The sequence below is a fragment of the Aeromonas cavernicola genome (assembly GCF_002795305.1).
GTDB lineage: Bacteria > Pseudomonadota > Gammaproteobacteria > Enterobacterales > Aeromonadaceae > Aeromonas > Aeromonas cavernicola.
Genome location: NZ_PGGC01000131.1, coordinates 34,028 through 54,493 on the forward strand (window position 1 = coordinate 34,028; position 20,466 = coordinate 54,493).

The 20,466-nt window shown below is 55.5% G+C and carries 19 protein-coding genes; 1 reads left to right on the forward strand and 18 read right to left on the reverse strand.

The window, feature by feature from the left end:
• Window positions 1–62: 62 nt before the first annotated feature.
• The 17 genes from CUC53_RS14095 to CUC53_RS14175 all read right to left on the reverse strand — a co-directional run bounded on the left by CUC53_RS14095 (window position 63) and on the right by CUC53_RS14175 (window position 17,116).
• Window positions 63–3,725: a DUF6701 domain-containing protein gene (locus CUC53_RS14095; protein WP_100294743.1), complete on the reverse strand. Its 3,663-nt coding sequence runs from the start codon at window positions 3,723–3,725 to the stop codon at window positions 63–65.
• The gene (locus CUC53_RS14100; RefSeq protein WP_100294744.1) at window positions 3,722–4,195 is read right to left on the reverse strand and encodes an MSHA biogenesis protein MshP; all 474 of its coding nucleotides are present in this window, start codon (window positions 4,193–4,195) and stop codon (window positions 3,722–3,724) included. Before CUC53_RS14100 ends, CUC53_RS14095 begins: the two co-directional genes overlap by 4 nt.
• On the reverse strand, window positions 4,185–5,015 hold the full coding sequence (locus CUC53_RS14105) for a prepilin-type N-terminal cleavage/methylation domain-containing protein (protein WP_100294745.1): 831 nt from the start codon (window positions 5,013–5,015) through the stop codon (window positions 4,185–4,187). Before CUC53_RS14105 ends, CUC53_RS14100 begins: the two co-directional genes overlap by 11 nt.
• A gap of 44 nt (window positions 5,016–5,059) precedes the next feature.
• Entirely contained in the window at window positions 5,060–5,620 is a 561-nt protein-coding gene (locus CUC53_RS14110; RefSeq protein ID WP_100294746.1) for a type IV pilus modification PilV family protein, read from the reverse strand.
• On the reverse strand, window positions 5,607–6,110 hold the full coding sequence (locus CUC53_RS14115) for a prepilin-type N-terminal cleavage/methylation domain-containing protein (RefSeq protein WP_100294747.1): 504 nt from the start codon (window positions 6,108–6,110) through the stop codon (window positions 5,607–5,609). The genes CUC53_RS14110 and CUC53_RS14115 overlap by 14 nt, the downstream gene beginning before the upstream one ends.
• A gap of 61 nt (window positions 6,111–6,171) precedes the next feature.
• Window positions 6,172–6,678, reverse strand: a complete 507-nt coding sequence (locus CUC53_RS14120; protein WP_100294748.1) for a prepilin-type N-terminal cleavage/methylation domain-containing protein — start codon at window positions 6,676–6,678, stop codon at window positions 6,172–6,174.
• A 15-nt stretch (window positions 6,679–6,693) separates the two neighbouring features.
• Complete coding sequence (locus CUC53_RS14125) at window positions 6,694–7,362, reverse strand: type II secretion system protein (protein WP_100294749.1); 669 nt, start codon at window positions 7,360–7,362, stop codon at window positions 6,694–6,696.
• Between the two features lie 77 nt (window positions 7,363–7,439).
• A complete protein-coding gene (locus tag CUC53_RS14130) occupies window positions 7,440–7,904 on the reverse strand; it encodes a hypothetical protein (protein ID WP_100294750.1) in 465 nt (154 codons plus the stop codon).
• 21 nt (window positions 7,905–7,925) lie between these two features.
• A complete protein-coding gene (locus CUC53_RS14135) occupies window positions 7,926–9,146 on the reverse strand; it encodes a type II secretion system F family protein (protein ID WP_100294751.1) in 1,221 nt (406 codons plus the stop codon).
• Window positions 9,147–9,149: 3 nt separating this feature from the next.
• A complete protein-coding gene (gene mshE / locus CUC53_RS14140) occupies window positions 9,150–10,859 on the reverse strand; it encodes an MSHA fimbrial ATPase MshE (RefSeq protein ID WP_100294752.1) in 1,710 nt (569 codons plus the stop codon).
• Between the two features lie 46 nt (window positions 10,860–10,905).
• The gene (locus CUC53_RS14145; protein WP_100294753.1) at window positions 10,906–11,994 is read right to left on the reverse strand and encodes a tetratricopeptide repeat protein; all 1,089 of its coding nucleotides are present in this window, start codon (window positions 11,992–11,994) and stop codon (window positions 10,906–10,908) included.
• On the reverse strand, window positions 11,991–12,881 hold the full coding sequence (locus tag CUC53_RS14150; RefSeq protein ID WP_100294754.1) for an ExeA family protein: 891 nt from the start codon (window positions 12,879–12,881) through the stop codon (window positions 11,991–11,993). Before CUC53_RS14150 ends, CUC53_RS14145 begins: the two co-directional genes overlap by 4 nt.
• A gap of 74 nt (window positions 12,882–12,955) precedes the next feature.
• On the reverse strand, window positions 12,956–14,632 hold the full coding sequence (gene mshL, locus CUC53_RS14155; RefSeq protein WP_100294755.1) for a pilus (MSHA type) biogenesis protein MshL: 1,677 nt from the start codon (window positions 14,630–14,632) through the stop codon (window positions 12,956–12,958).
• Between the two features lie 67 nt (window positions 14,633–14,699).
• The gene (locus CUC53_RS14160) at window positions 14,700–15,029 is read right to left on the reverse strand and encodes an MSHA biogenesis protein MshK (protein ID WP_100294756.1); all 330 of its coding nucleotides are present in this window, start codon (window positions 15,027–15,029) and stop codon (window positions 14,700–14,702) included.
• On the reverse strand, window positions 15,022–15,669 hold the full coding sequence (locus CUC53_RS14165; protein ID WP_100294776.1) for an MSHA biogenesis protein MshJ: 648 nt from the start codon (window positions 15,667–15,669) through the stop codon (window positions 15,022–15,024). Before CUC53_RS14165 ends, CUC53_RS14160 begins: the two co-directional genes overlap by 8 nt.
• Window positions 15,669–16,262, reverse strand: coding sequence for a PilN domain-containing protein (locus CUC53_RS14170; protein WP_100294757.1), 594 nt, complete (start codon window positions 16,260–16,262; stop codon window positions 15,669–15,671). The genes CUC53_RS14165 and CUC53_RS14170 overlap by 1 nt, the downstream gene beginning before the upstream one ends.
• Window positions 16,259–17,116, reverse strand: coding sequence for an MSHA biogenesis protein MshI (locus CUC53_RS14175; RefSeq protein ID WP_100294758.1), 858 nt, complete (start codon window positions 17,114–17,116; stop codon window positions 16,259–16,261). The genes CUC53_RS14170 and CUC53_RS14175 overlap by 4 nt, the downstream gene beginning before the upstream one ends.
• 77 nt (window positions 17,117–17,193) lie before the next feature.
• On the opposite strand from CUC53_RS14175, the gene CUC53_RS14180 reads away from it, so the two are divergent.
• Window positions 17,194–18,123 (forward strand): 1-aminocyclopropane-1-carboxylate deaminase/D-cysteine desulfhydrase, encoded by a 930-nt coding sequence (locus CUC53_RS14180; protein ID WP_338027666.1) that lies wholly within the window; start codon window positions 17,194–17,196, stop codon window positions 18,121–18,123.
• Between the two features lie 46 nt (window positions 18,124–18,169).
• On the opposite strand, the gene CUC53_RS14185 is transcribed toward CUC53_RS14180, so the two are convergent.
• Window positions 18,170–20,095 (reverse strand): EAL domain-containing protein, encoded by a 1,926-nt coding sequence (locus CUC53_RS14185; RefSeq protein WP_100294760.1) that lies wholly within the window; start codon window positions 20,093–20,095, stop codon window positions 18,170–18,172.
• Window positions 20,096–20,466: the final 371 nt, after the last annotated feature.

Below are 20,466 nucleotides of genomic sequence, written 5' to 3' on the forward strand. Positions count from 1 at the left end.
GGAGGAGCCTGAGCCCACGACGACCCGCGCTCCTCACCGGTGATCGATCTAATCCCCCGCTCTTACTGCCATACCTCACGGCGATAGATGATCCGGTCATTGCCACGGCTGGTGCCGAAAATGGCCTCCCCTTGCAAACTGGTTGGGTCTGACAGCCAGAGCGGCGCATCGGGCTGGCGCGCTAACTCAACCCGGTACGGAATACGCACCGCGATGTCTGGCCTCGCAAACTGGAACAGAATTTCGCCATCTTTGGCCTGCGCCGCGTCGGCACCTGGCGCAACAGGCTCCAAGCCAAGTTTGATTTTACGCCCCGCCCCCAGAGTCAGATCGCGGCTGGCCGCATCAAAGGTCTGGTTAGGGTTCAAAAAGGTGATGCCCTGATTGCTAAGGGATAGCCGGGTACATTGATCTTGTTGCTGCCACTGCCAACTGCCCGCTTCGTAATATTGCATCTGCAACACTAATTTCAGTGGCGCCGCCGCTTGCCCAGCGGCGGTGCCTGCGAGCAGCCGCCCGAAATAGGTCGCCATCGGGATGGCATCAATGAGCCGCGCGTTACAACTACTGCCGCTGCAATTACCAGCTACCGCCTCATTGAAATTAGGGTTGGCAATCAAGGTACGGTTACCATCGTTATCCTGCATATAGAGACCAAACAGCAGTGACCGGTAGGGGCCATCTTGCTGGGTATCGGCACGACGCACAAACGCGCTGCTACCGGTAAACGCAGCCCGCCCCATCTGCCAAGGCAGTGCTGACAAACTACGCAACCGAGTCGATAGCGAATGACCATCTTGGTTATTAGCGGCGGTGATATAGCCAAGCCCCTTGGCGAACGCCCCATGGTAGTTCTGGGTCTGGGCCCCAGCCATATTGCGAGCCACCACATCAAGACGAATACCAAATGGCTGATCCATATAGGTAAAATCACCACAGGCGGGCACAACATCGCCCCCGTTCAAGCTGAAATCGGCAGGAATAAAGCGCCCGACAGGGGGGCTCTGAGCGGGCGCAATGGTGTAACCGAAATAGCTGTTTGCAGCTGGGGTCGCCGTTAACTGAAATACCCCTACCTCATTCACCGTCTGATTAATGCTAGTGCTGCCATTACTGGCCGCCACATGCTGATAACGCTGGGTGCCAACCACGGCATTACTCCCCGGTGTCGGTGCCACGAGGGCGCTGCCTAGCGCGATGTTATTGAGGGCAAAATTGGGGGTTGGTGCATTACCGACGCACAGATCGCTATCCGTGGCGGATTGCCACGCCATGGCCTGAATTTGCAGGGTAAAAGGCTCCCCTGCTTTGCGAAAGACCGGACAACTGGCGTAGTTAGCCGAGCACTGTGCCGCCGTGGTGGTCAGGCAAAGCCCCACGGGGCGGGCCACAAACTGATCGGCCCCCATCATCAGCAACCCCGCCTCATTGCCCGTCCCCTCATAACGAGCATCAAGCTGAACCTGTCCTGCGTCAGGGTAATTGATGGTCACCGTAGCTTGCCCCTGACCATCAAAGTCCAGCGGCACCGTGGTCGCACTGGCCAAGCTGGTGCCCAGTGACGTGCTGTTAAGGGTCATCCTGCTGTTATAGGGATTGCTATTGGGCTGCAGGTAACTGCTCCAAAACTTGAGGCTTTTACGCTGATTGGCAAATCCCGGCACACACTGCTTGGTCACATCGTTTTTTCTGACCGCTTTGATCGCCACCGTCTGCGGCTGATTGGCGAAGCTATCCGGCACATCGAAAATAAAACCGCTATCAGCAAAGTTGATGCTGCACGCGGCCGTACTAAGGGGGCCCGTTCCGGCACGGCAGAGGGTGGTACTAAATGGCTTGGTGGCGGAGCTTGACCCTGATACCCCAATCGTCACGGCCCCCACTGTGTTGTTGCGCAGCAAGACCTTGGCAGTCCCACCTGTAAATGTCACCACCCCATTATTGACGGTGCCCATACCGGGCACTGTCACCCAGCTGCCGTTGGCGGGGGGATCGGGGCTCAAGGTTGCACTCACTGGCTCGGTGATCAATTGGCTGCAATCCGCATTAGCACATGCTCGAATGGTGACCTCTTCTGGGTTACAGGTTAAAGCCCCCCCTGAGTGCAATAGCTCAAAGTGATCAATCTGCAGACCTATCGGCGTCGAGCGCTGGGCACAGATTTGCACCCCATCCATTTCGTGAAAGTTGGTCACCGAACCCGTCGAGCCGGTCAGCGACAGCAGAAAGTTGTTCGGCACCGCGGCCTGACCTGTCTGGGCTGCCATGTCGATAGGGCCCACTAAGGCGCTGTAACCAGCCCCAATATCACGCTCAACCAAGGCAACCGAGCGCCCCTGAACACGGGAGTCCACGGTGATTCGGTAACGATGTGGCCGGTTACTATTGGTGCCGCTGTCGACGGTGGGATTGAGATTACGAGGCGTGCCTGCCACATAGTTGTAGCCGGAAGTACCCGCCCCAGAGCCACGAATTGAGACCGCTTGCGGACGCGAGCCTGGGCTGCCGCCCCCCCCTTCGTTGGCGTAGTTACCATACTCATCGATCCCGACCCCTAACCAGCCTCCGGCAAAACCGCTGATCCCGGGTTTGAAGCCATAGCCTAACGGCCCGCCGAATGCCCCCGGCTGGGGGGTAATGGTAGCGTCTGACAGCACCACCGCCATCCCATCAGCGCCACTGCTGCCTGCTGTTTTATACGCAAATTGATCAAACTCAACCGTTAAGTAGTTGTTGGCACCGGGAAATTGGCGCTGAAAGGTCGCGGAAGTGGACTGGTTAATCTGGTTTTGCGTCAGCCGCAGCCGCCCATTCTGGATAGAAGGCAAGGCGCTGCTGTTACGCTGCGACACCACCCAGTTATCGGGGTTAATGACCGGCTCATCAAACCCATCTCTGAAACAGGTCAGCATGGGCGGCAGTGCCGTGTTGTTGATGGTGGCATCGGCATCCATCAGCAACGAACCGGCAGTGACCTTGCCGTAGACAGCGGCATTGTTATTCATACTAAGCCGGCCATGGGTATAGAGATGGCCATAAAAACTGGTGCGGTTATCCAGCACCATGTCGCGATAATTGACCCAAATTAGGCTGCCTTGGTTGTTGTCATTGATGCTGACGGTGTTAAACAAGGTGACGTTCTGGTTAACGAAGATCCGAGTTGTGCCGCTACCAGAGAGTCGAATCGTCACGCTGTCGATGTTAAGCCGGTCGATAAAGTAATCACCATCCCCCAGCACCAAGGTTGCCCGATTGCGAGCAGTCAGGGTTTTAATCCGGTATTCACTGCGGCTTGGAAAGGGCAGGGTGCAGTTATCCACCGTCACCGTGCCATAGGCCGCATTAGCCGCCGTTTGCGAGCCCGCTGAGCAATTTAGGTTATTGTTGGCGGTGATGGTGGGAAATTGATTGTCACCCACCAGCGAGAGACCACGAAGATCCCTGCCTGTGACGCTACATATTTTGTAGCCGCCCGCACCATCATCACAGCGCCTTGCATTGGTTGGGTCTGGCATGATGGAGCAGAAATTAAGGGGTAAACCTCGGGTCCCGTTGATCTGGGCGCGGTTGTACTGAGTGAGCTGATTAGCGCTGACTTGGTTACAGGTTCGATCGCTATCACCGTGATGACCCTGCACCACCTCGGGGAAAATCGCGTTCACATCAATCTGCTCAAAAGCCCACACTTGGCTGCACAGAAACATCAGGCTCCATAACCACTTCATCGCACACCTCCATCGTAAGCGGCGACGGTCACAGTCCGCTGCACCGAGAAATCAGGGTTCAGAGCGTCGCTTACCCCAATGCTGCAGGTCCCTTCACTGGTCAGGCGATAACCGTTACTGACCACCCCGTTGTACGTCACCGGTGCCATCACGCAGCGCACTTGTACCTGACAGCCAACCAAGCCGGGATTGCCGGGGAAGTCGGTGGTAAAGAGCGTCTCACAACGGGCTGGCGGCTGCGGTTGCGCTAAGGTACGCCGAGGAAACAGGCGATAGAGGCTGATTTCAAGGCCACTTTGGGCCGCCAATAATGCCCGCAGGCTACGCACCTCCACCGTATTTTGCTCACTGCTATCGGTGAGCAACCGACCAAGGGCTGCGGCTAATAAGGCCATCACTACGATGACGAACAGCGCAATCATCAGGGCGCTACCGCGCATTTTCCGCGGCAACCGACCATTAGGGAACATTCAACACCCCGATCTTGTGGTTGAAGGTGACCGACTCCCCTCTGCCTGAAAACACTAAACGCACCCCCAGCTCACCATCAGCATTGAAGGCGGTTGGCTCGCGAGAGAACCGCCCCTCCTGCAGCCCTTGCGCCATCACACTGGGGGCGGTCGGTAAGTTGGCACTCAAGGGGGCGGCACGGCGAGTTAAGCGCTCCCCCTCCACGCAGTAACGCACCTGCTGATTAGCAACATAGACCCGCTGCCCCGGCGACAATCCAGCCAGCAGCTCGCTGCTGCGATAGCGCAGGGTCTGACTGCCCGCTTGCGGGGGCAAGACGTCAGTGATCTGCGCCACACAGCGGCCATAATCACAACCGTTGACCAGCGAACTGCGCTGTTTATCGGGCACTGGGAACACCACCAGCAGATCGCCTACTCGCACCGCATCAGCGTCAGCCAACAGAGGATTGACCGCCGAGGTGGGAGTTGCCATGACCAACTCCAGCGCGCCACTGTTTCCCGCGATAACGCGGTTGAGTGTCAGGTAACGACTAGAAGTACTGATGGGCCAAAAGCGCAGGCACGGGCCGCTCTCAGCCCACTCACCGGTCAGGGTTTCTATGCGCTCCGATCCCGGCAACGCATCACGCACTTCACGGTTAAGCCGCTCCATGGCAAAGCGGGCATCGCTCATCAGCTCGCTACGCTGGCTGGCATCACCATAGATTTGGCCACCGATAGCGATAAACTGACTGCTGAAGGTCGCCATAATCCCCAGCAGCACGATCACCAGCACCAATTCAACCAGCGTAAAACCATGGCTATAGCCAACGCCCATCGTTCTGGGCCTGCTAACGCCCAGCGGAGTCGTTGCCGCCCCCATCAGTAGTTGCCTCGATAAAAGGAAAAATCGAATACGCTGCGATCAGGTAAGCGCACCTGCAGATCGATGCGCTTGCCTACCGAACAGGGCACGGCGCAACTCCCCAGCTGGCCATCACTGAAATCAACGCCGCTCACGGTAATCTTGACCTGATAGTTACGATACTCTGCAGGGTCAATGCCCGCTGCCGTTTGGGTCAAGCTGCTGGCATCGACCCACTGCCCTGCCGTATCAACATCATCCACATCGTTATAGGCATAAGGCGCTACCTCCCCCTCGGGGCCATAGCGGCTAGAGCAGGGAGGGATAACCACCCCAGTAACCTGTTCACCACAGCGATAACGTCCACCGTTATGATCGGACTGCTCATCGAATGACTTTTGCAGTATTTCGCCAGCGAGACGCTGCGCCAGCTGCGCCGCCCGCACCTGCTGAACTGGGTCCACCGCTTGTGGTGCCTGATTGATCAGCAGCCCCAGTATGCTGGTGAGTGCAATCGCCAGTAGCACAATGCCAACCACCAGCTCAATGAGGGTGAAACCTGACTTAAGGGATCTCATGGATATATCCCTGCGCCTCGATCTTGATCCGGCCGCTCACCGGCCCCCCCGTCACCAGCAGCTCACAGCCGCCATTGCAGTGACCAACGGGGCGGCCCATCCGGTCAAACCGGATAACCATGGGGCTGGGCCCCCCTTGCGGCACAGAGAGCGTAATACCATCAGAGAGGCTCACTAGGCGACCACGGGTGCGCTGCTGCTCATTCCAATCCGCAATCGCCGCTGGTGGTGGACACTCCAGTCCCTTCATCTCGCTGGTGATATGGGCAACCCGCGCAACATCAATCACCAACTGAGTGCAGCGGTGCGGAGGTTCATGCATATTCAGGGTCTGCACCCATCGCAGCCGGGTCAGCAGCTCGTCACGCACGGTTTGAATTTCCACGCCGCCTTTGCCTAGCCATCTGGGCACGGCAAAGGTGGCCAGAATCCCAAGCAGCAGGATCACTAGCACCAATTCAATCAAGGTAAAGCCTTTGTTAACAGGCATGAGGAATCTCATCGGGGGAAAAGAGAGCGAGGCCACAGCCTCGACTCTCGCGTGGGTAAGTTTACGGAGCGCTAGCAGGAGAAAGCGCGGCGCAGCTGCCATTATCCGCTGCCAGCGTACCGATGACCGAGGTGGCGGTCGAACTCTCCGTTGCCTCGGTATAGAGCACACATTTAGCCCCTTTTTTCAGGTCATTATCCGCCCTGAACTGATATGACTCGGGTTTGGTAGCCGGTGTAACTGGAGAACCTCGCCAAGAGCCATCAATCGTCACCGCCAATTTAATACCCGCATCTGCCGCTTGTGGATAGCCAAACACCGTGGCAATTGACGTCTTATCGCTACTTAGAACTGAGTCACTTGGAGCACGTTCCTTCCCTTCCAGCGCGGCCTTGCTGTAGACCAACTGAGCGGAACTTTGCACCGCGGCCAGCACACCATCCGCCGCCGCTTTTTTCGCATCATCCTGCAAATTTAAGAACTTGGGGGCAGCCGTAACGGCCAAAATGCCCAAAATGATGATCACAATCACCAACTCAATCAGGGTAAAACCCGCTTGCTTTTTCATTGCACTCTCCTTTGGTTAATTAATATTGGTCGTCACTTGGCCGGAGGCTGGACGGTAACTGAAACTCATAAAGGCATTCGTACTACCTTGCGGCTCCTGATACATACCATCGCTGCCTTTGCGTAAACTGTTAACCAAGTAATAACGGCAGACTGAGTTCAAGCCGTTACTGCTGACAGAGATGTAGTACTTCAGGTCATTGCCACTACCGCGCACCTCGTTAAAGTTGGCAGTAGCCTTGGGTGGGTTTTGCAGTAATCCCGCCCAAATATTCAAACAACGCTGCGCGCTCAGATTGCTCGGGTTGACATCAATATCACCACTGGCCGATGTATCCATCGGGTAGCCTGGTGCCAATTCACCACTGTCGCTCTGGCTCTGCGTCGGGGTGGTCAGATAAAAGCGCGATCCGTCGTAGAGCACGGTGTTTAAGCTGTCCTGCTGAGCCCGTCCGGTCGCTTCCCACTGCGCCCGCACCAGCGCCACTGCGGTTGAAAAACCACCGGACACCCCCTCAACGCTGGCTTTTTTCGCCTCATTGGTCACATCCAAAAAACGCGGTAACGCCGTCACCGCCAAAATCCCCAAGATCACAATCACGATCACTAACTCAATCATGGAGAAGCCGGCCACCGGTGTACTTACTGTGGGTCTCACCGCTGTGGGTGCTATGTGCTCAGTCATCTTGCTTCCTCCATCATCCAGCCTGTTTTTTGCTCAAGCTTGGGTTAAAAAATCCATAATAGTCATAGGGATAGATATCATTCTTCTCTTTGACTCACACGTCCATCAGAAAATTGATAAATCAGCCAGTTATCGTGCAAACCCACCTCACAACCGTCCCCGTCGGGGCTGGCTAAAAAAAGCAGCTCGGACAATTGCGCGCCCGACTCGCCCATCAAACTGGCCCACAACCGTCGGCAGTTGTCCGATGATGAACCCAATGGCCACAACCCGATCGGCCAACCTCTGGCGTCAAAATGCCAAGCTTGACCACCAGAATGGAGCGTGTCGGGCCGCAGTTCATCGAGCCACAATCCATGTAAACGCTGGACTCGCTCGGCAAATTGCTGACCGAGTAAGTTCAAGTTCAAACGCTGCGCCTCTTCGGTGTAGCGCTGATAGCGCTGCACCAAGGTCACGGTAATGATCAATAACAAGATCACCACGATGACTTGCCGATAACCGCCCAACCAACGTGCTTCTTGCTCTGTCTGCATGCTCATTTTGCGTCGGCCACTCCTGGCTTATCTGCCTCTAACGACACTCATCATGTCCCACATTGGGGTGAAGATGCCAAGCGCCAAAATCAACACCATGATCGCGACGATCCCGATCAAAATGGGCTCGATACGAGCGGTCAGGCTTTTGAGGTCATAATCGACCTCGCGTTCGTAGTACTCGGCCACTTCACGCAGCAGATCGTCGACCTGTCCTGTTTCTTCTCCGACCGCAATCATTTGCATCACCAGCGCGCTAAACAGGCCGCTCTCTCCTGCGGTGCGCAGCAGACTTTCGCCCCGCTCGATCCCGCCTCGCATGTTGCGGATCTGCCCCGCCATATAGGCGTTATTGACCGCTTCAGCCACCAAAGACAAGGCGCTGGTCAGCGGCACACCGGCCTTGAGCATGATGGAGAAACTACGGGCAAAACGCGCCAACAGAGAGCGCTCGATAATGGAGCCGACGATCGGCAACCTCAGCTGCCAGCGATGCCAAGTTAACTTGCCTTTAACGGTTGTCACCCAATGGCGCCACCCCAGCACGGCGGCGCCAAGGATGGCCAGCAGCAACCACCAGTAGTTGATAAAAAGAGCAGAGGTTGTCAGCAAAATCCGCGTTGCTAGGGGTAACTCGACGCCAAATTTGGCGAACATGCTGGCAAATACGGGGATCACCATGATGTTGAGGATCACCATGGCAATCCCGATGGCGATCAGCACAAAGCTGGGGTAACGCATGGCAGTCTTGATCCGCTTGCGGGTCTCCAGCTCCAACTCGAAATAGTTAGCCAGTTGCCAAAAGGCCTGTTCCAGCTGGCCGGTGTTCTCGCCCACGTGAATAATCGCGACAAAGAGACTGCTAAATACCTTGGGATGGGCCTGCATCGAGACAGACAACGGACGCCCGTTACCCAGATCGTCATTGACCATCCGCAGCGCACGCTTAAGCGGCTTGCTCTGGGTACTCTCTTCCAGCCCAGCGATGGCACGCAGCAGCGGGATCCCCGCACGCGTCAAGGCATGCATCTGGCGGCTAAAGATAACCAGCTCATCGAGCGTTATCGCCCGCTCCAGCAGCAACGACCAGTCAGTGGCCAGTGCCGTCACTTTACCCGGGGTGAGCTGAGTCGGGATCACACCACGGCGCATCAATAGCTCGGCAGCCGCCATTTCACTGGCTGCGTCCACCACGCCGTTCACCGCATTGCCGTTGTTATCGCGACCCTTGTAAGCAAAGTTTACCATCGCTTATCCCAGATCCTCAGCCAGTCGCAACACCTCATCCACCGAGGTCACCCCTCGCCGTGCATAATCGAGGGCGGTCAATGCCAACGGTCGATAATGGGGATGCAGACGAGCCGCCTGCGCAAAGGCCTCGGTATCATTGCGGCGCAAGGCGTCCATCATCGGTTGATCCAGCTCTAATAACTCATAGATGCCGATGCGGCCGCGATAGCCAGTAAAGTTACAGCTCTGGCAGCCCCGTCCACGGTGATAGATATGTTGGCCAGGCTCCTCCCCGCACAGCACGGCAAGCCAAGTAGCCTGCCCCTCGTCTGGCACCTGCTCTTCGACGCAGTGCTCACAGACCCGCCTGACCAAGCGCTGAGCCACCACCGCTCGCAGCGCACTGGCCACCAAATAACCAGGGGCCCCCATGTCAATCAGGCGCAAGGCACTGGTCACCGCATCGTTGGTATGCAAGGTCGTCAGGACGAGGTGGCCAGTAATGGCGCCGCGCAAGCCGATCTCGACGGTCTCGCTATCACGCATTTCCCCCACGAGGAGGATGTCGGGGTCCTGGCGCAGGGTAGACCGGAGGACATGGGAGAAGGTGAGGCCAATCTTGGGGTTGACCTGCACCTGATTCACTCTGGGTAACCGATACTCGACGGGGTCTTCTACCGTAATGATCTTGTTGCTGGCCTGATTAAGTTCAGAGAGTGCACCGTACAACGTGGTGGTTTTGCCACTGCCAGTTGGTCCGGTCACCAAGATCATGCCGTGGGGACGTTTCAGTTGGCGGCGAAAACGGGCGAGGATATCCGGCGGCATCCCGGTTTCGCTCAACGATAAGATGCCGGTAGATTGATCCAGCAATCGCATCACGACCGATTCGCCGTGCTGTACCGGCATGGTCGAGATCCGCACATCCACGTCACGGCCGCGCACTTTCATGTTGAAGCGACCATCCTGCGGCAAGCGCTTCTCGGAGATATCGAGCTCGGCAACCAGCTTCAAGCGCAGCACTAGCGCTTGGGCAATGCGCACCTCGCTTAAAATATTTTCGTGCAACAGGCCGTCGATCCGCTGGCGGATCCGCAGCACTTTTTCATCCGGCTCGATGTGAATGTCCGAGGCACCCACCTGTATGGCATCTTCAAACAGCGAACGCAGCAGCTTAGCCACGGTTGCCTCGCCTTCATCGCTGGTTGCCAGATTGCTCGACCCCAGCTCAAACCCGGTATCCTGATACTCCTCCTGTAACTGCTCGGCGAAGTTCTCAATCTCACGCGTCCGGCGATAGAGCCGATCAAAATAATCCAGCAACTGGCCTTCTCGGGCGACGGCCAGCACCATCTTTTTAGGGCTAAGCATGCTGGCAATCGCATCCAGCGCACTCAAGTCTGCGGGGTCAGACATGGCCACCGTCACGTTGTTATCGGTCACATTGACCGCTAACGCCCGATAGCGACGGGCTTGCACTTCAGGCAATAGCGTCACTGCTGCCGCATCAATGATGAGGTTGTTCAGATCGAAAAAGGGGATCTTCAACTGATGAGCAAGAAATTGCAGCAACTGTACTTCGCTAATGAAATCCAGATCGATCAGCGTTGCCCCGAGCTTACGGCTGGTCTGACGTTGCTGCTGCAGGGCAAGCTGCAACTGAGCATCGGAGATGATCTGCTCTTGTACCAGCAGATCGCCAAGCCGCATTTTCAGTCTGGGTTGTACCATGTCCACTCCACTCTATGAGACTTCGCTACATCGAACCTGCGAGTTGCTAGAGTGCTAACTGGGCAATCCGTTGTGCCAACCAATTAGCGGATTCTTCGCCCAACTTGCCGTGTAACTGCGCATTGCGATAGGCATCGAGTGCGCGTTGCCGATTCCCCTGGCCATCTTCCGCAACCCCCAACCCCAGCCACCAGCGACCTTGGTCTGGTTGCTGGCGCAGTAATTTGACGTAAAGCGCGGCAGCTTCCGCATTGAGCCCTAACTCTTGGCTCAGGCCCGCCCACGTGGCGTAATAGTCGAGGTTGTTAGCAAGATCGGGCTGATAACCCGCCAGCCAGCTGAGTGCTTGCTGCAACTGCGCCTCACTGATCGCCAGCCGAGCCAGCAACAGGCGAAAATCGGCTTGCTGCGGAGTAAGCCTGAGCCCCTCCTCCAACAGCTGGCGTGCCTCGGTTAAGCGCCCCTCTCCATATAACAGCCCCGCTAGCTGCTCGCGGGCGCCTTGGTTGTGAGGGTCATGAGCCAGCACTTGGTAATAGTGATCCTGAGCGTCACGCAGGTTGCCTTTGGCCATGGCGCCCGCTGCCTTGCGCTCCGCGAGCGCCGCTAGCTCCTGCGTCGATAGCTCCACTGTCTCAATCTTCAGCACGCTCGGTTTTTGCGGCACCGCTGCCGTTATCTGCTGCTCGGTCGCCAGCTCGGCATACAGATCAGGTTGTAACTCTTCGTCGGTCGGGACCCGCTCTGCCATGTCGTTGGCCGCATCCGATGCTGGCGCCTGCCACGATGGGTCTTGCTCACGGATAGCCGCTGGCTGCCCTTGCTCATCACTGAGCAGCGGTAACATGGCCGCCACATCGGCATCCGGTTGCGATGCGACGGGGCGCGCAGCAACCGGCGCTACAACCCGAGCCACCGCATCTGGGCGATCCGGCTCACTACCAGCGGGTTGAGGCTCTGGGGATAGTCGGCTGCTCCACGTCGACCAGCCAGCGACCCCAAGCACTAATCCTGCGCTCAGAGCCAATAACAGCATCCCGCGAGGTGACTGCCGCCCCATCGGCACATAACGGGCACGGCTGGTCTCTTGGGGACGCTGCTCTAGCTCTTTGAGCATCTGATTAATCACACTCATCGCCATACGCCATAGACCACGGCGCCCCCCAATAGCAGTAGCAGTGACCACCAGCGCCCGAGGGAGGCATAACGAGTATCTTCGGTGTCGAGAATGGCCTGTCGCACATGACAACGATCGATCTGGCGCACCCCTTGGCCATAAGCAAGCATCAGGCATTTTTGCGCCAACATGTTGATCAGACGGGGGATTCCACGTGAAGCGCGCCACAGCCGCCGCAGCGCCAAACCAGCGAATAGCGGCGCACCACGATAACCTGAAACCTGTAGCCTGTGTTCCAAATAAGCCCGAGCCTCATCAAAACGCAGCGGGCGCAAGCAGTAGGAAAAACCAATCCGCTGGCGCAACTGACGCAGGTGCGGTTTGGCTAATCGGGCATCGAGTTCGGGTTGACCGAACAAGACGATTTGCAGCAATTTGCACGACTCTGTTTCGAGATTACCGAACAAGCGAATCGCCTCTAGGGTCTGGTCTGGTAAGGCTTGGGCCTCATCGATCAGCACCACGACCCGGTTCCCCTGCTGATGTAATCCAATCAGATGACGATGAATGCGATCGGTCAGATCCAGCTCACTTTGCTCGCGCACCGCCAAGCCTAATTCCAACGCAAGTGCCATCCGCAACTCGTCCGGGCTGAGGTGCGGGTTAGGCAGCCAAGCCAGCCGCACCGGCTGGGCTTCAGAACCCAGTTCGCTCAGCAACTTACGACAGAGCAGGGTCTTACCGGTGCCCACTTCACCGGTCACCTTGATGAAGCCCTCCCCCTGTGCCAACGCCCAGTTCAATACTTGGAGCGCCTCCTCGTGAGGGGGCAGACCATAGTAAAAACTGGTATTTGGGGTGAGACCAAACGGCGCCTCTTGTAAACCAAAGTGGTTTAAATACACCCGTTGCCCTCCTGCATCATCCAGGTCCCACTCATGGTCGGCTCACTGGTGAACTAAACAAGCTCGTCATGGGTTTATCCTTTAGCCGGATACCATTTATCGAGCAGCTCCGCCGAACGTTGCAGTTCGTTTTGCCAAGTGTCTTTTGCCACCACCGTCGGTTTGAGCATGATCACCAGTTCCACTTTTTTGGTGCTCTCGCGGCGGTTGGTGAAGGCTTCGCCGAGCCAAGGAATATCTCCCAATAGCGGTACCTTGCTGACAATCTCTTGCTTATCGGTCTTCATCAGGCCACCAATCACGATGATGTCGCCGTTGTTGGCCTGCACCACCGTGTCTGACTCGCGGATCGAGCTTCGCGCCAACGGCAACACCAAGGTATCGCTGTCGGTCACTTTGATGGTTTTGGTCTGCTCTTCGGTGTCAATCACCGAGGGATGGATATGCAGCAGCACTTTCCCCTCTTCATCGATCTGCGGGGTCACATCCAGCGCAATCCCAGAGAAGAAAGGGGTCAGCTCTACGTTGGGGGTGGTACGGTCCCCGCTGGTGGTACTGATGGTGGTGGTCGAGGCATTGGTCACGAAATATTCGTCCGTCCCCACTTTAATCACTGCTTTTTGGTTATTGGTGGCGGTCACCCTTGGGCTAGAGAGGGTATTCACATCGCCTTGGGTCTTGAGCAGGTTAACCGCCACATTAAAGTTACCATCAGAGATCTTGAAGCCCGCGCCACCGGCTAGCGCGGTGAAAATCTGGTTTGGCGTGGTGGGGAGCTGGGTATTGGCTAAGGAACCGCCGCCCGTCACCCCCTTGTTGCCATCCCAGCTAGCGGAAAGACCGCTCCAGTCTACGCCTTGCTCATACCCTTCATTGAGGCCCACTTCGATGATGCGAGCTTCCAACACCACTTGCCGTTTGAGGTGGGTTTCAGACTGACTGAGAAACTCACGGACCGCTTTTAGCTCTTTTGGATAGGCTCGGATGGTCACCAAACCTGCCTGCGGGCTGGTGATAACGGCGCGGCCATCGCCATTACCGATCAGTATCTGCAACGAGTCACGCAGTTCACTCCAGTAGTCACTGGTGCTATCCGTCTCAATTTGGGTGCCATTGCTGTTATCACTGTTGCTACTGGCACCGTTGTTGCCACCATTACTGCCGGTGGCGTTGTTTTCTAAACCACTGTTATTTAAGTTGTTATTACTATTGTTGTTGCTATTTGCGGTGACCCCACCGGTACTGACTGAGGTTCGAGAGAGGCCGCGACGAGCCATCATCAGATAGTTAACCGGGATGGTTTCTGTTCTTAATCCTGAGGGATAAACATGAAACACATCACCTTTGCGCTGCACGTCAAAACCATACATGTCTGCCACCACCGCCAACACGTCCGGCAAGGTGGCGTCTTTCAATTCAAGAGAGATGAGGCCTGATACCCCCGGATGCACCGCCACGCTATAGCGGGACCCTTTAAACAACGAACCTAAAAACGCCACCGCGTCCACATCATGGGCGGCAATCCGCAGCCGTTTTTCCGGCGTACTCACCAGTGAGGGTGGCCGATTGTACTGGAGTAGCTCACTTTGCACTGACCGCGGCAGGCTCGACAGGGGCGCAATCTGCTTTTGCTGTTCATTGATTGCCTGTTTCAGCGAGTCCTTAGCTTGCGTCGGCTCAGGATGCTGATAAGAGGTACAACCTGCCGCCATGATGGCGCAGGTGGTCAGGCAGAGACGGTATTTTTTCATGTAGTAGATAGATCCTGACTGGCAATTAACGCGATAAAGCGGTGCTACCAACGGCGCCGCTAGCGACTCAGACTTTGATCTTGCTCGCAAAAAGGGTCACATGATGGCGTTTTCCCGCTTTCTCTAACGCCACACTATCGGAACCGATCGCCACTAGCTTGTAACCATCGACTTGCTGGCCAAGGCGGTAATGCTGGCCGTTCAATACCGCTAATGCAGCGCCATTACCTTGGATAATGCTCTGCAGTGTTGGTAACCCTACCTGCCCTTGCTTGCTCTTTTTTTCATGAGCCGGAATGCCCTCTAACGGCCAAGTGGGGTCTTGCAGCATGTCGATGTGCTCTGCATAACCGGACGTCGTCAATAAACAACCACACAACAGCAGCCATCTAGCCACGGATAAACTCCTTACTGGTGCTCAGGGTGTAGATTTCCATCTCAATCACAGCGGTGGGATGCGCTTTGACCTGATAATCAAACTGTCGCCAGTAAAAGTGGCGAGGCAGTGTTTCCAATGCTTTAAGGTATTGATAAATATTAAAATAACTACCCTCTAATTGCAGCCGTATCCCATGTTTGTAAAGATTCGCTTGCTGTTTTCCCGCCACCAGAGGGGTGGGAGGAAGTGAGCGCAACGCCAACATATGCAACTTGCTGGAGCGAGCGAGGAGTGTCTCTAAGACTTGTGGCATGTCGTGAGCGGGGATCAGGTCAACGGTCTGGGCATTCAGCGTTTCATCGAGCCGCTGCTGCTCGCCTTGCACTCGCACTAGTTGCTCGTGCACCGCTTGATTAGGATCTCGCTGCAGGCGGGCCTGCTTACCAAGATTTTCAAGCGAGATAATCTCTACATCTCGCTGTGTACTCTGCAACGCCTGGCGCTGCTGAGTGAGCGTCATGCTCATCTCATCGAGCCACCCATATCCAGCTAAGGTCAGCAAGACGACCAATCCGCTGAGCAGGATTAATCCACGTTCTCGCGCGGATCGGGCCGCGACGTGGTGACTCCATGTTCGCCACCGCGCTGGTAAACTTATCAAGACTTCTCCCGCGCTACCGCGCCAAGCTGGAACACTAACTGCCCCTCCTTGTCTCGCATGAGCGTTAACTCACCAAACTGTTTGCCGGCCAACGAGGGCGTCTGTTTGAAGCGATTGACCCAAGCGGGAACATCCTCGCTGCTATCGGCCAATCCCGATAAATTGATATGACCTTGATTAATCTCGATGCGCTGTAACGACAAGTGGGGGCTACGAATACGGGCTAAATCGGCCATTAACTCGGCGTAGCCTTGGTCTTTTTGCAAACTCAGTGAGCTCAGTTGCCGTAGCAACTCATTTTTAGCAGCGACATCCTCTTCTAAGGCGGCCAGCTGCTGCTGCAGAAGGGGATCAGCTTGGTGTTGCGCTAATGCGCTATCAAGCCGCTGCGCATCCCCCTGTTGTCTCTCCAATTCGATCTGGGTCTGGGCCAAAGCCTGACTCACTCGCCGTTGCTGCCACTCATAACCGCCCCCCACCAACAACACACCCAGCAGTGCCACACTCCAAGCCAGCACCATTTGATTGAGACTGGCCCACTGCCGTTTTGGTCGATATTCCGCGCTGTAGAGGTTTAGCTGACGCTTCATCTCGCTTCGCCCCCGATGGCCGCAGCATACGCGGATAAGTACTCCACCCCTGCCGTCACCGCTTTATTGGTCATGACCGAGACACCGAAACCAAACGTCTGTTCCATATGGCTAATCAGCGTACCGGTGAAAGCAGAGGCGATCGCTACCTGCATCTGGCCAAGTTCTGGCAACTTAAGCTGACCGGCGAGGTAATCAAGAGAGCGTTGGATTTCCAGTGCCAAGGCATCCAGCAGTGTGCTATCCGGCGCGGCCTCACCCACAAGCGCGGCAAAACCACGCAATTGCCGCGAAAAACAGAGGCCACCTTGATAAAACACCAGCAGCTGCAGGTCCTGCCCTTGCTCCTGCCACAACAGCATCCGCACCATGTTGTCAGCCGGATAGAGAGCGGTCATGGCCAGTTCATCACTGCTCACGGTTGCAAGCTGGGCAACACCATTAACCGCATCCGCCAACAGCTGCACCTGCTGCTTGGGCAAGCAGATCACATTGATCCGTGGTCGGCCAGCCGGCGGGGTCGGTAAGTCGACATAATCCATGGCCAGCTGTAAGACTGGTTCACTGACATAATCTTTGATGGCCCAAGGTAATGCACCGGCCATTTCAGTCTCAGGCACCGCAGGCTTGTCTATTTGAATTTGTTGATAAAGAGTGGCATCGAGCACAACTCGCACCGTAGACTTGGCAAGGCCATGGTCGCCAAGTAGCTCACTAACCGCGCTCGCCCACTCTTGTGAGCCTGCAACAGAACGAGCAGCAAAGATGGGGGGATTACCCGACGCAGCCAATACGATCCGGTTAGCCGCTAGCAAGAGTCCGACATTACGGCTCTGGGGTGTTCGCTTGAACATCTACCTCATTGACCTCGCTACTGGCTGCAAAAAAGGGACCGAACACTAACATAAACAACATGTTAACCTCCACCAAAATGAAAAAAAACTCATTATCATCATCTCTGGCGGATGCGATTTCGGTACTGCCATCCCCGCTGCAACCCATCTCTCATCCGTTGTTGGATAAGCATCGCGTGCAGCTCTGGTGCAAGCGCGATGATCTCCTGCATCCAACCATTTCCGGCAACAAATGGCGCAAGCTCAAATACCATCTACAACACGCCACAAAACAGGGGAAACAACACTTACTCTCATTTGGAGGGGCTTATTCGAACCATATACATGCCTTAGCTGCGGCAGGGTGTCAATGCAGTCTTCGCACCACAGGGATCATCAGAGGTGAACCCAATTCGGCTGACAACCCCACGCTGACTGACGCCAGACGCTGGGGGATGACACTAAAATTTGTTGATAGAGCAAGTTATCGACTACGGCAAAACGCCGACTGGTTAAGCCAATTCGCGACTGCTGACACTCTTATCATTCCAGAAGGTGGCAGCAGCTCCCTCGCACTTCCAGGAGTAAGAGAGCTGATCGACGAGGTGCCCTTTTCCCCTGATATATGGGTATTGCCCTGCGCAAGCGGTGGCACATTAGCCGGCATGATCGCGGGTAAACGGGAACGGGAGCGTATTCTCGCTATCGCCGTATTGAAAGGCGCTCACTTTATCGCTAACGAGGTATGTCGGTTGTACCCCGCCGCCAGCACAACGCAAGGCTGGCACATTGCCCAAGCGCATCATGATGGTGGTTATGCCAAATTTAGTCCCGCACTGTGGCAATGGGTGCAAGATTTTAGTGCTAGCACCGGCATTCCACTGGAGCCGATCTACAGCGGTAAAGCGATGTGGGGATTGTTTCGTGAATTGGAGGCTGGCCAGATCCCAGCGGGGAGCAAGCTCATCTTCATCCACACAGGGGGCCTGCAAGGATTGGCGGGGTTACAACACCAAGGACGGATCTAGCCTGCCACCCTGTTACAAGGGGGGCATAACCTCCCCCCATACCGACTTACTCGACCGGCGTCATCTCCACGCTCTCTGGCGCGGCAAACCAAGGCCCCTGCCCCGCGTGTACCCCAAGATGGCGCAACATCTTCCACTCATTGCCACTTTCCACACCGACCGCCAACACTCGGGTCGGCGTGTTAGCACAGCCCCCCACAAGGCTACGCACCGCCATCTGATTAACCTGACGAGCATGGATTTCGCGCACCAGACTGGGGTGAAGTTTGAGGAAATTAATCTCGAACTCCTTGATGTATTGGGTGCTCACCACATCTTGGCCAGCATGATCCACGGCCAATAGGCAGCCCAGCATTCGCAAGGAGCGCAGTGGCCGCTTGAGCGCTTCGTAATGGCGGGTGACTTGCGACTCGGATAACTGCAGAACCAGCCGTTCATTGGTACTGCGGGGCAACTGAAACAGCGTGAAAAACAACCAGCGCTGAAATTCAGTGTCGAGCAGACTCTGTACGTTGATGCTCAAGCTGATGGGGCAACTTTGTTCAGTTCGTTGCCCCAATAATTGCAGGGTCTGTGCCGCAATCAGTCTATCGAGCGGTAACAATAGCCCCACTTTCTCGGCCATCGGCATAAAAACCCCAGCTTGCAACATACGCCCCTGCTCATCGTGCAGATAGGTAATGAGCTCTTGCTGCAACACAACGTGGTCCCGATCCTGCTGAATAGATTGAATATAAAAAGCAACACTGCGCTGCTCGATATGCCGGCTGATCAGGGCTCGCCAGCGCACACTGCCCTTGCCGATTGATTCTTCATCCAGCTGCTTTTCATAGAGAAACCAACCATTATGCCCCTGCAAACGGGCACTTTTTAACGCAAGCTCAGCCTCTTCTTGCACCTTGAGCAACGAATCTTGCGTTTGGTAACACACAGCACCTAAATAAACTGCTGTTTCAGGATTGGCCGCTGGCGGCCAATGCAAACGCTGCAAGCTTTTAAGCAGTTGGCTGGCGCCATCAACCATCTCGCTCTCAGACATGTTGGGTAACAGTACCGCGAATACCTGACCGGCATAACGGGCTTGCAGCGCCCCACTGTGTTTGCGGACAAAGGCACCAATGGTGGCACTCGCTTCTTGCAACAATTCGGGACTAATACGATCAAATTGTTCACTATCAAGGACTTCCAAACCGGCGAGATCGATGAGTAGTATCCCCCCATTCATCACGCTCGCCTCGATAATGGCATTTTCCAAGCGGTTATCAAAAAACAGACGATTGCCAATGCCTGTCGTCTTATCAACGAAAGCATTGCTACGAATGAAGTTATCAAAACGGCTGCGTTCCTTACGGGCATCGGCTAATTCAGCCAACAAATAATCAAGAGCCTGACTCGCGGCGACAGGCCACTCGTCGGCAGAGTCATGATTGAGTTTGCTGAGCTTGTCATCGAGGATTAATTGCGCACGGACGCCTAGTAGCTCCGCCCCCCTTAGCTGCTGGCGCAGCCAACGGATTGAGTAGCACAGGCCGAATATCGCGATGAAAACCCCAAGTGAAATACCCGACATCGCATTGAGAGAATATTCAGCATCTTTGAAAGGTCGTTCTAACTTGAAATCAGCACTGACTCCATCGTGGTTAGGCAGGGTCAGCCGATAAGGCAGCAGTAGGGGTTTATCTAGCTCAGCGGGAACATCACGAAATAAATATAGGGTGCGTTTTCCCTGGCGAACTTCCAGTTCAACGACATGGGCGGCTCGCAATAACGTCGGCAACCAGCGATTCATCTCCTCAATCCCTTGAGGTGCCTCCAATTGCTTGCCAATCACCTCAGCCAAGGAGTTAACCTTCTTCTGCTGCAACTCCATGCCTAACTCACGAAAACTGAACACGCCACCGACTAATACCAACGTAATGGCAGCAATGACACACAGGGTGATAAAGGAGACAAGCTGGGTAGTCAGTTTCATGGGCCGTCCATCTGCCTGATAATATCCATATTAATCAATGGTAACCGTCGTGATTAGCCCCTAGTCTGGGTAGACTCACACTCGCGGTTATTTGGGCGAGCATAACCAAACCCCTAAGGAACACCAAGCGGCCTAGCAGAAAGAAATCATGAGGTAGTTCAGAAAAGCAGAATAGCTGGCATAAAAATGGTCCCTCAAGAGGGACCTAAAGAACACTTATGTCAAACACAACACGCAGTGCTACTGACAAAACAGATACAGGAGTATTGAACACACGGTGAGTCAAACCGCAGTAGCACTCTAATTAATTGCACGCAACCAAGGCAATTGTCATTTATGACAGGGCGATGATTGATTCCCGCAAAAACCAG

Coding starts and splice junctions, on each gene's coding strand:
- CUC53_RS14170 (WP_100294757.1), bottom strand. CDS start 16,262: ATGAAGCGTCAGCTAAACCTCTACAGCGCGGAATATCGACCAAAACGG.
- CUC53_RS14125 (WP_100294749.1), bottom strand. CDS start 7,362: ATGACTGAGCACATAGCACCCACAGCGGTGAGACCCACAGTAAGTACA.
- CUC53_RS14100 (WP_100294744.1), bottom strand. CDS start 4,195: ATGTTCCCTAATGGTCGGTTGCCGCGGAAAATGCGCGGTAGCGCCCTG.
- CUC53_RS14130 (WP_100294750.1), bottom strand. CDS start 7,904: ATGAGCATGCAGACAGAGCAAGAAGCACGTTGGTTGGGCGGTTATCGG.
- mshL (WP_100294755.1), bottom strand. CDS start 14,632: ATGAAAAAATACCGTCTCTGCCTGACCACCTGCGCCATCATGGCGGCA.
- mshE (WP_100294752.1), bottom strand. CDS start 10,859: ATGGTACAACCCAGACTGAAAATGCGGCTTGGCGATCTGCTGGTACAA.
- CUC53_RS14095 (WP_100294743.1), bottom strand. CDS start 3,725: ATGAAGTGGTTATGGAGCCTGATGTTTCTGTGCAGCCAAGTGTGGGCT.
- CUC53_RS14175 (WP_100294758.1), bottom strand. CDS start 17,116: ATGTTCAAGCGAACACCCCAGAGCCGTAATGTCGGACTCTTGCTAGCG.
- CUC53_RS14135 (WP_100294751.1), bottom strand. CDS start 9,146: ATGGTAAACTTTGCTTACAAGGGTCGCGATAACAACGGCAATGCGGTG.
- CUC53_RS14180 (WP_338027666.1), top strand. CDS start 17,194: ATGAAAAAAAACTCATTATCATCATCTCTGGCGGATGCGATTTCGGTA.
- CUC53_RS14115 (WP_100294747.1), bottom strand. CDS start 6,110: ATGCCTGTTAACAAAGGCTTTACCTTGATTGAATTGGTGCTAGTGATC.
- CUC53_RS14145 (WP_100294753.1), bottom strand. CDS start 11,994: ATGAGTGTGATTAATCAGATGCTCAAAGAGCTAGAGCAGCGTCCCCAA.
- CUC53_RS14110 (WP_100294746.1), bottom strand. CDS start 5,620: ATGAGATCCCTTAAGTCAGGTTTCACCCTCATTGAGCTGGTGGTTGGC.
- CUC53_RS14120 (WP_100294748.1), bottom strand. CDS start 6,678: ATGAAAAAGCAAGCGGGTTTTACCCTGATTGAGTTGGTGATTGTGATC.
- CUC53_RS14105 (WP_100294745.1), bottom strand. CDS start 5,015: ATGGGCGTTGGCTATAGCCATGGTTTTACGCTGGTTGAATTGGTGCTG.
- CUC53_RS14185 (WP_100294760.1), bottom strand. CDS start 20,095: ATGAAACTGACTACCCAGCTTGTCTCCTTTATCACCCTGTGTGTCATT.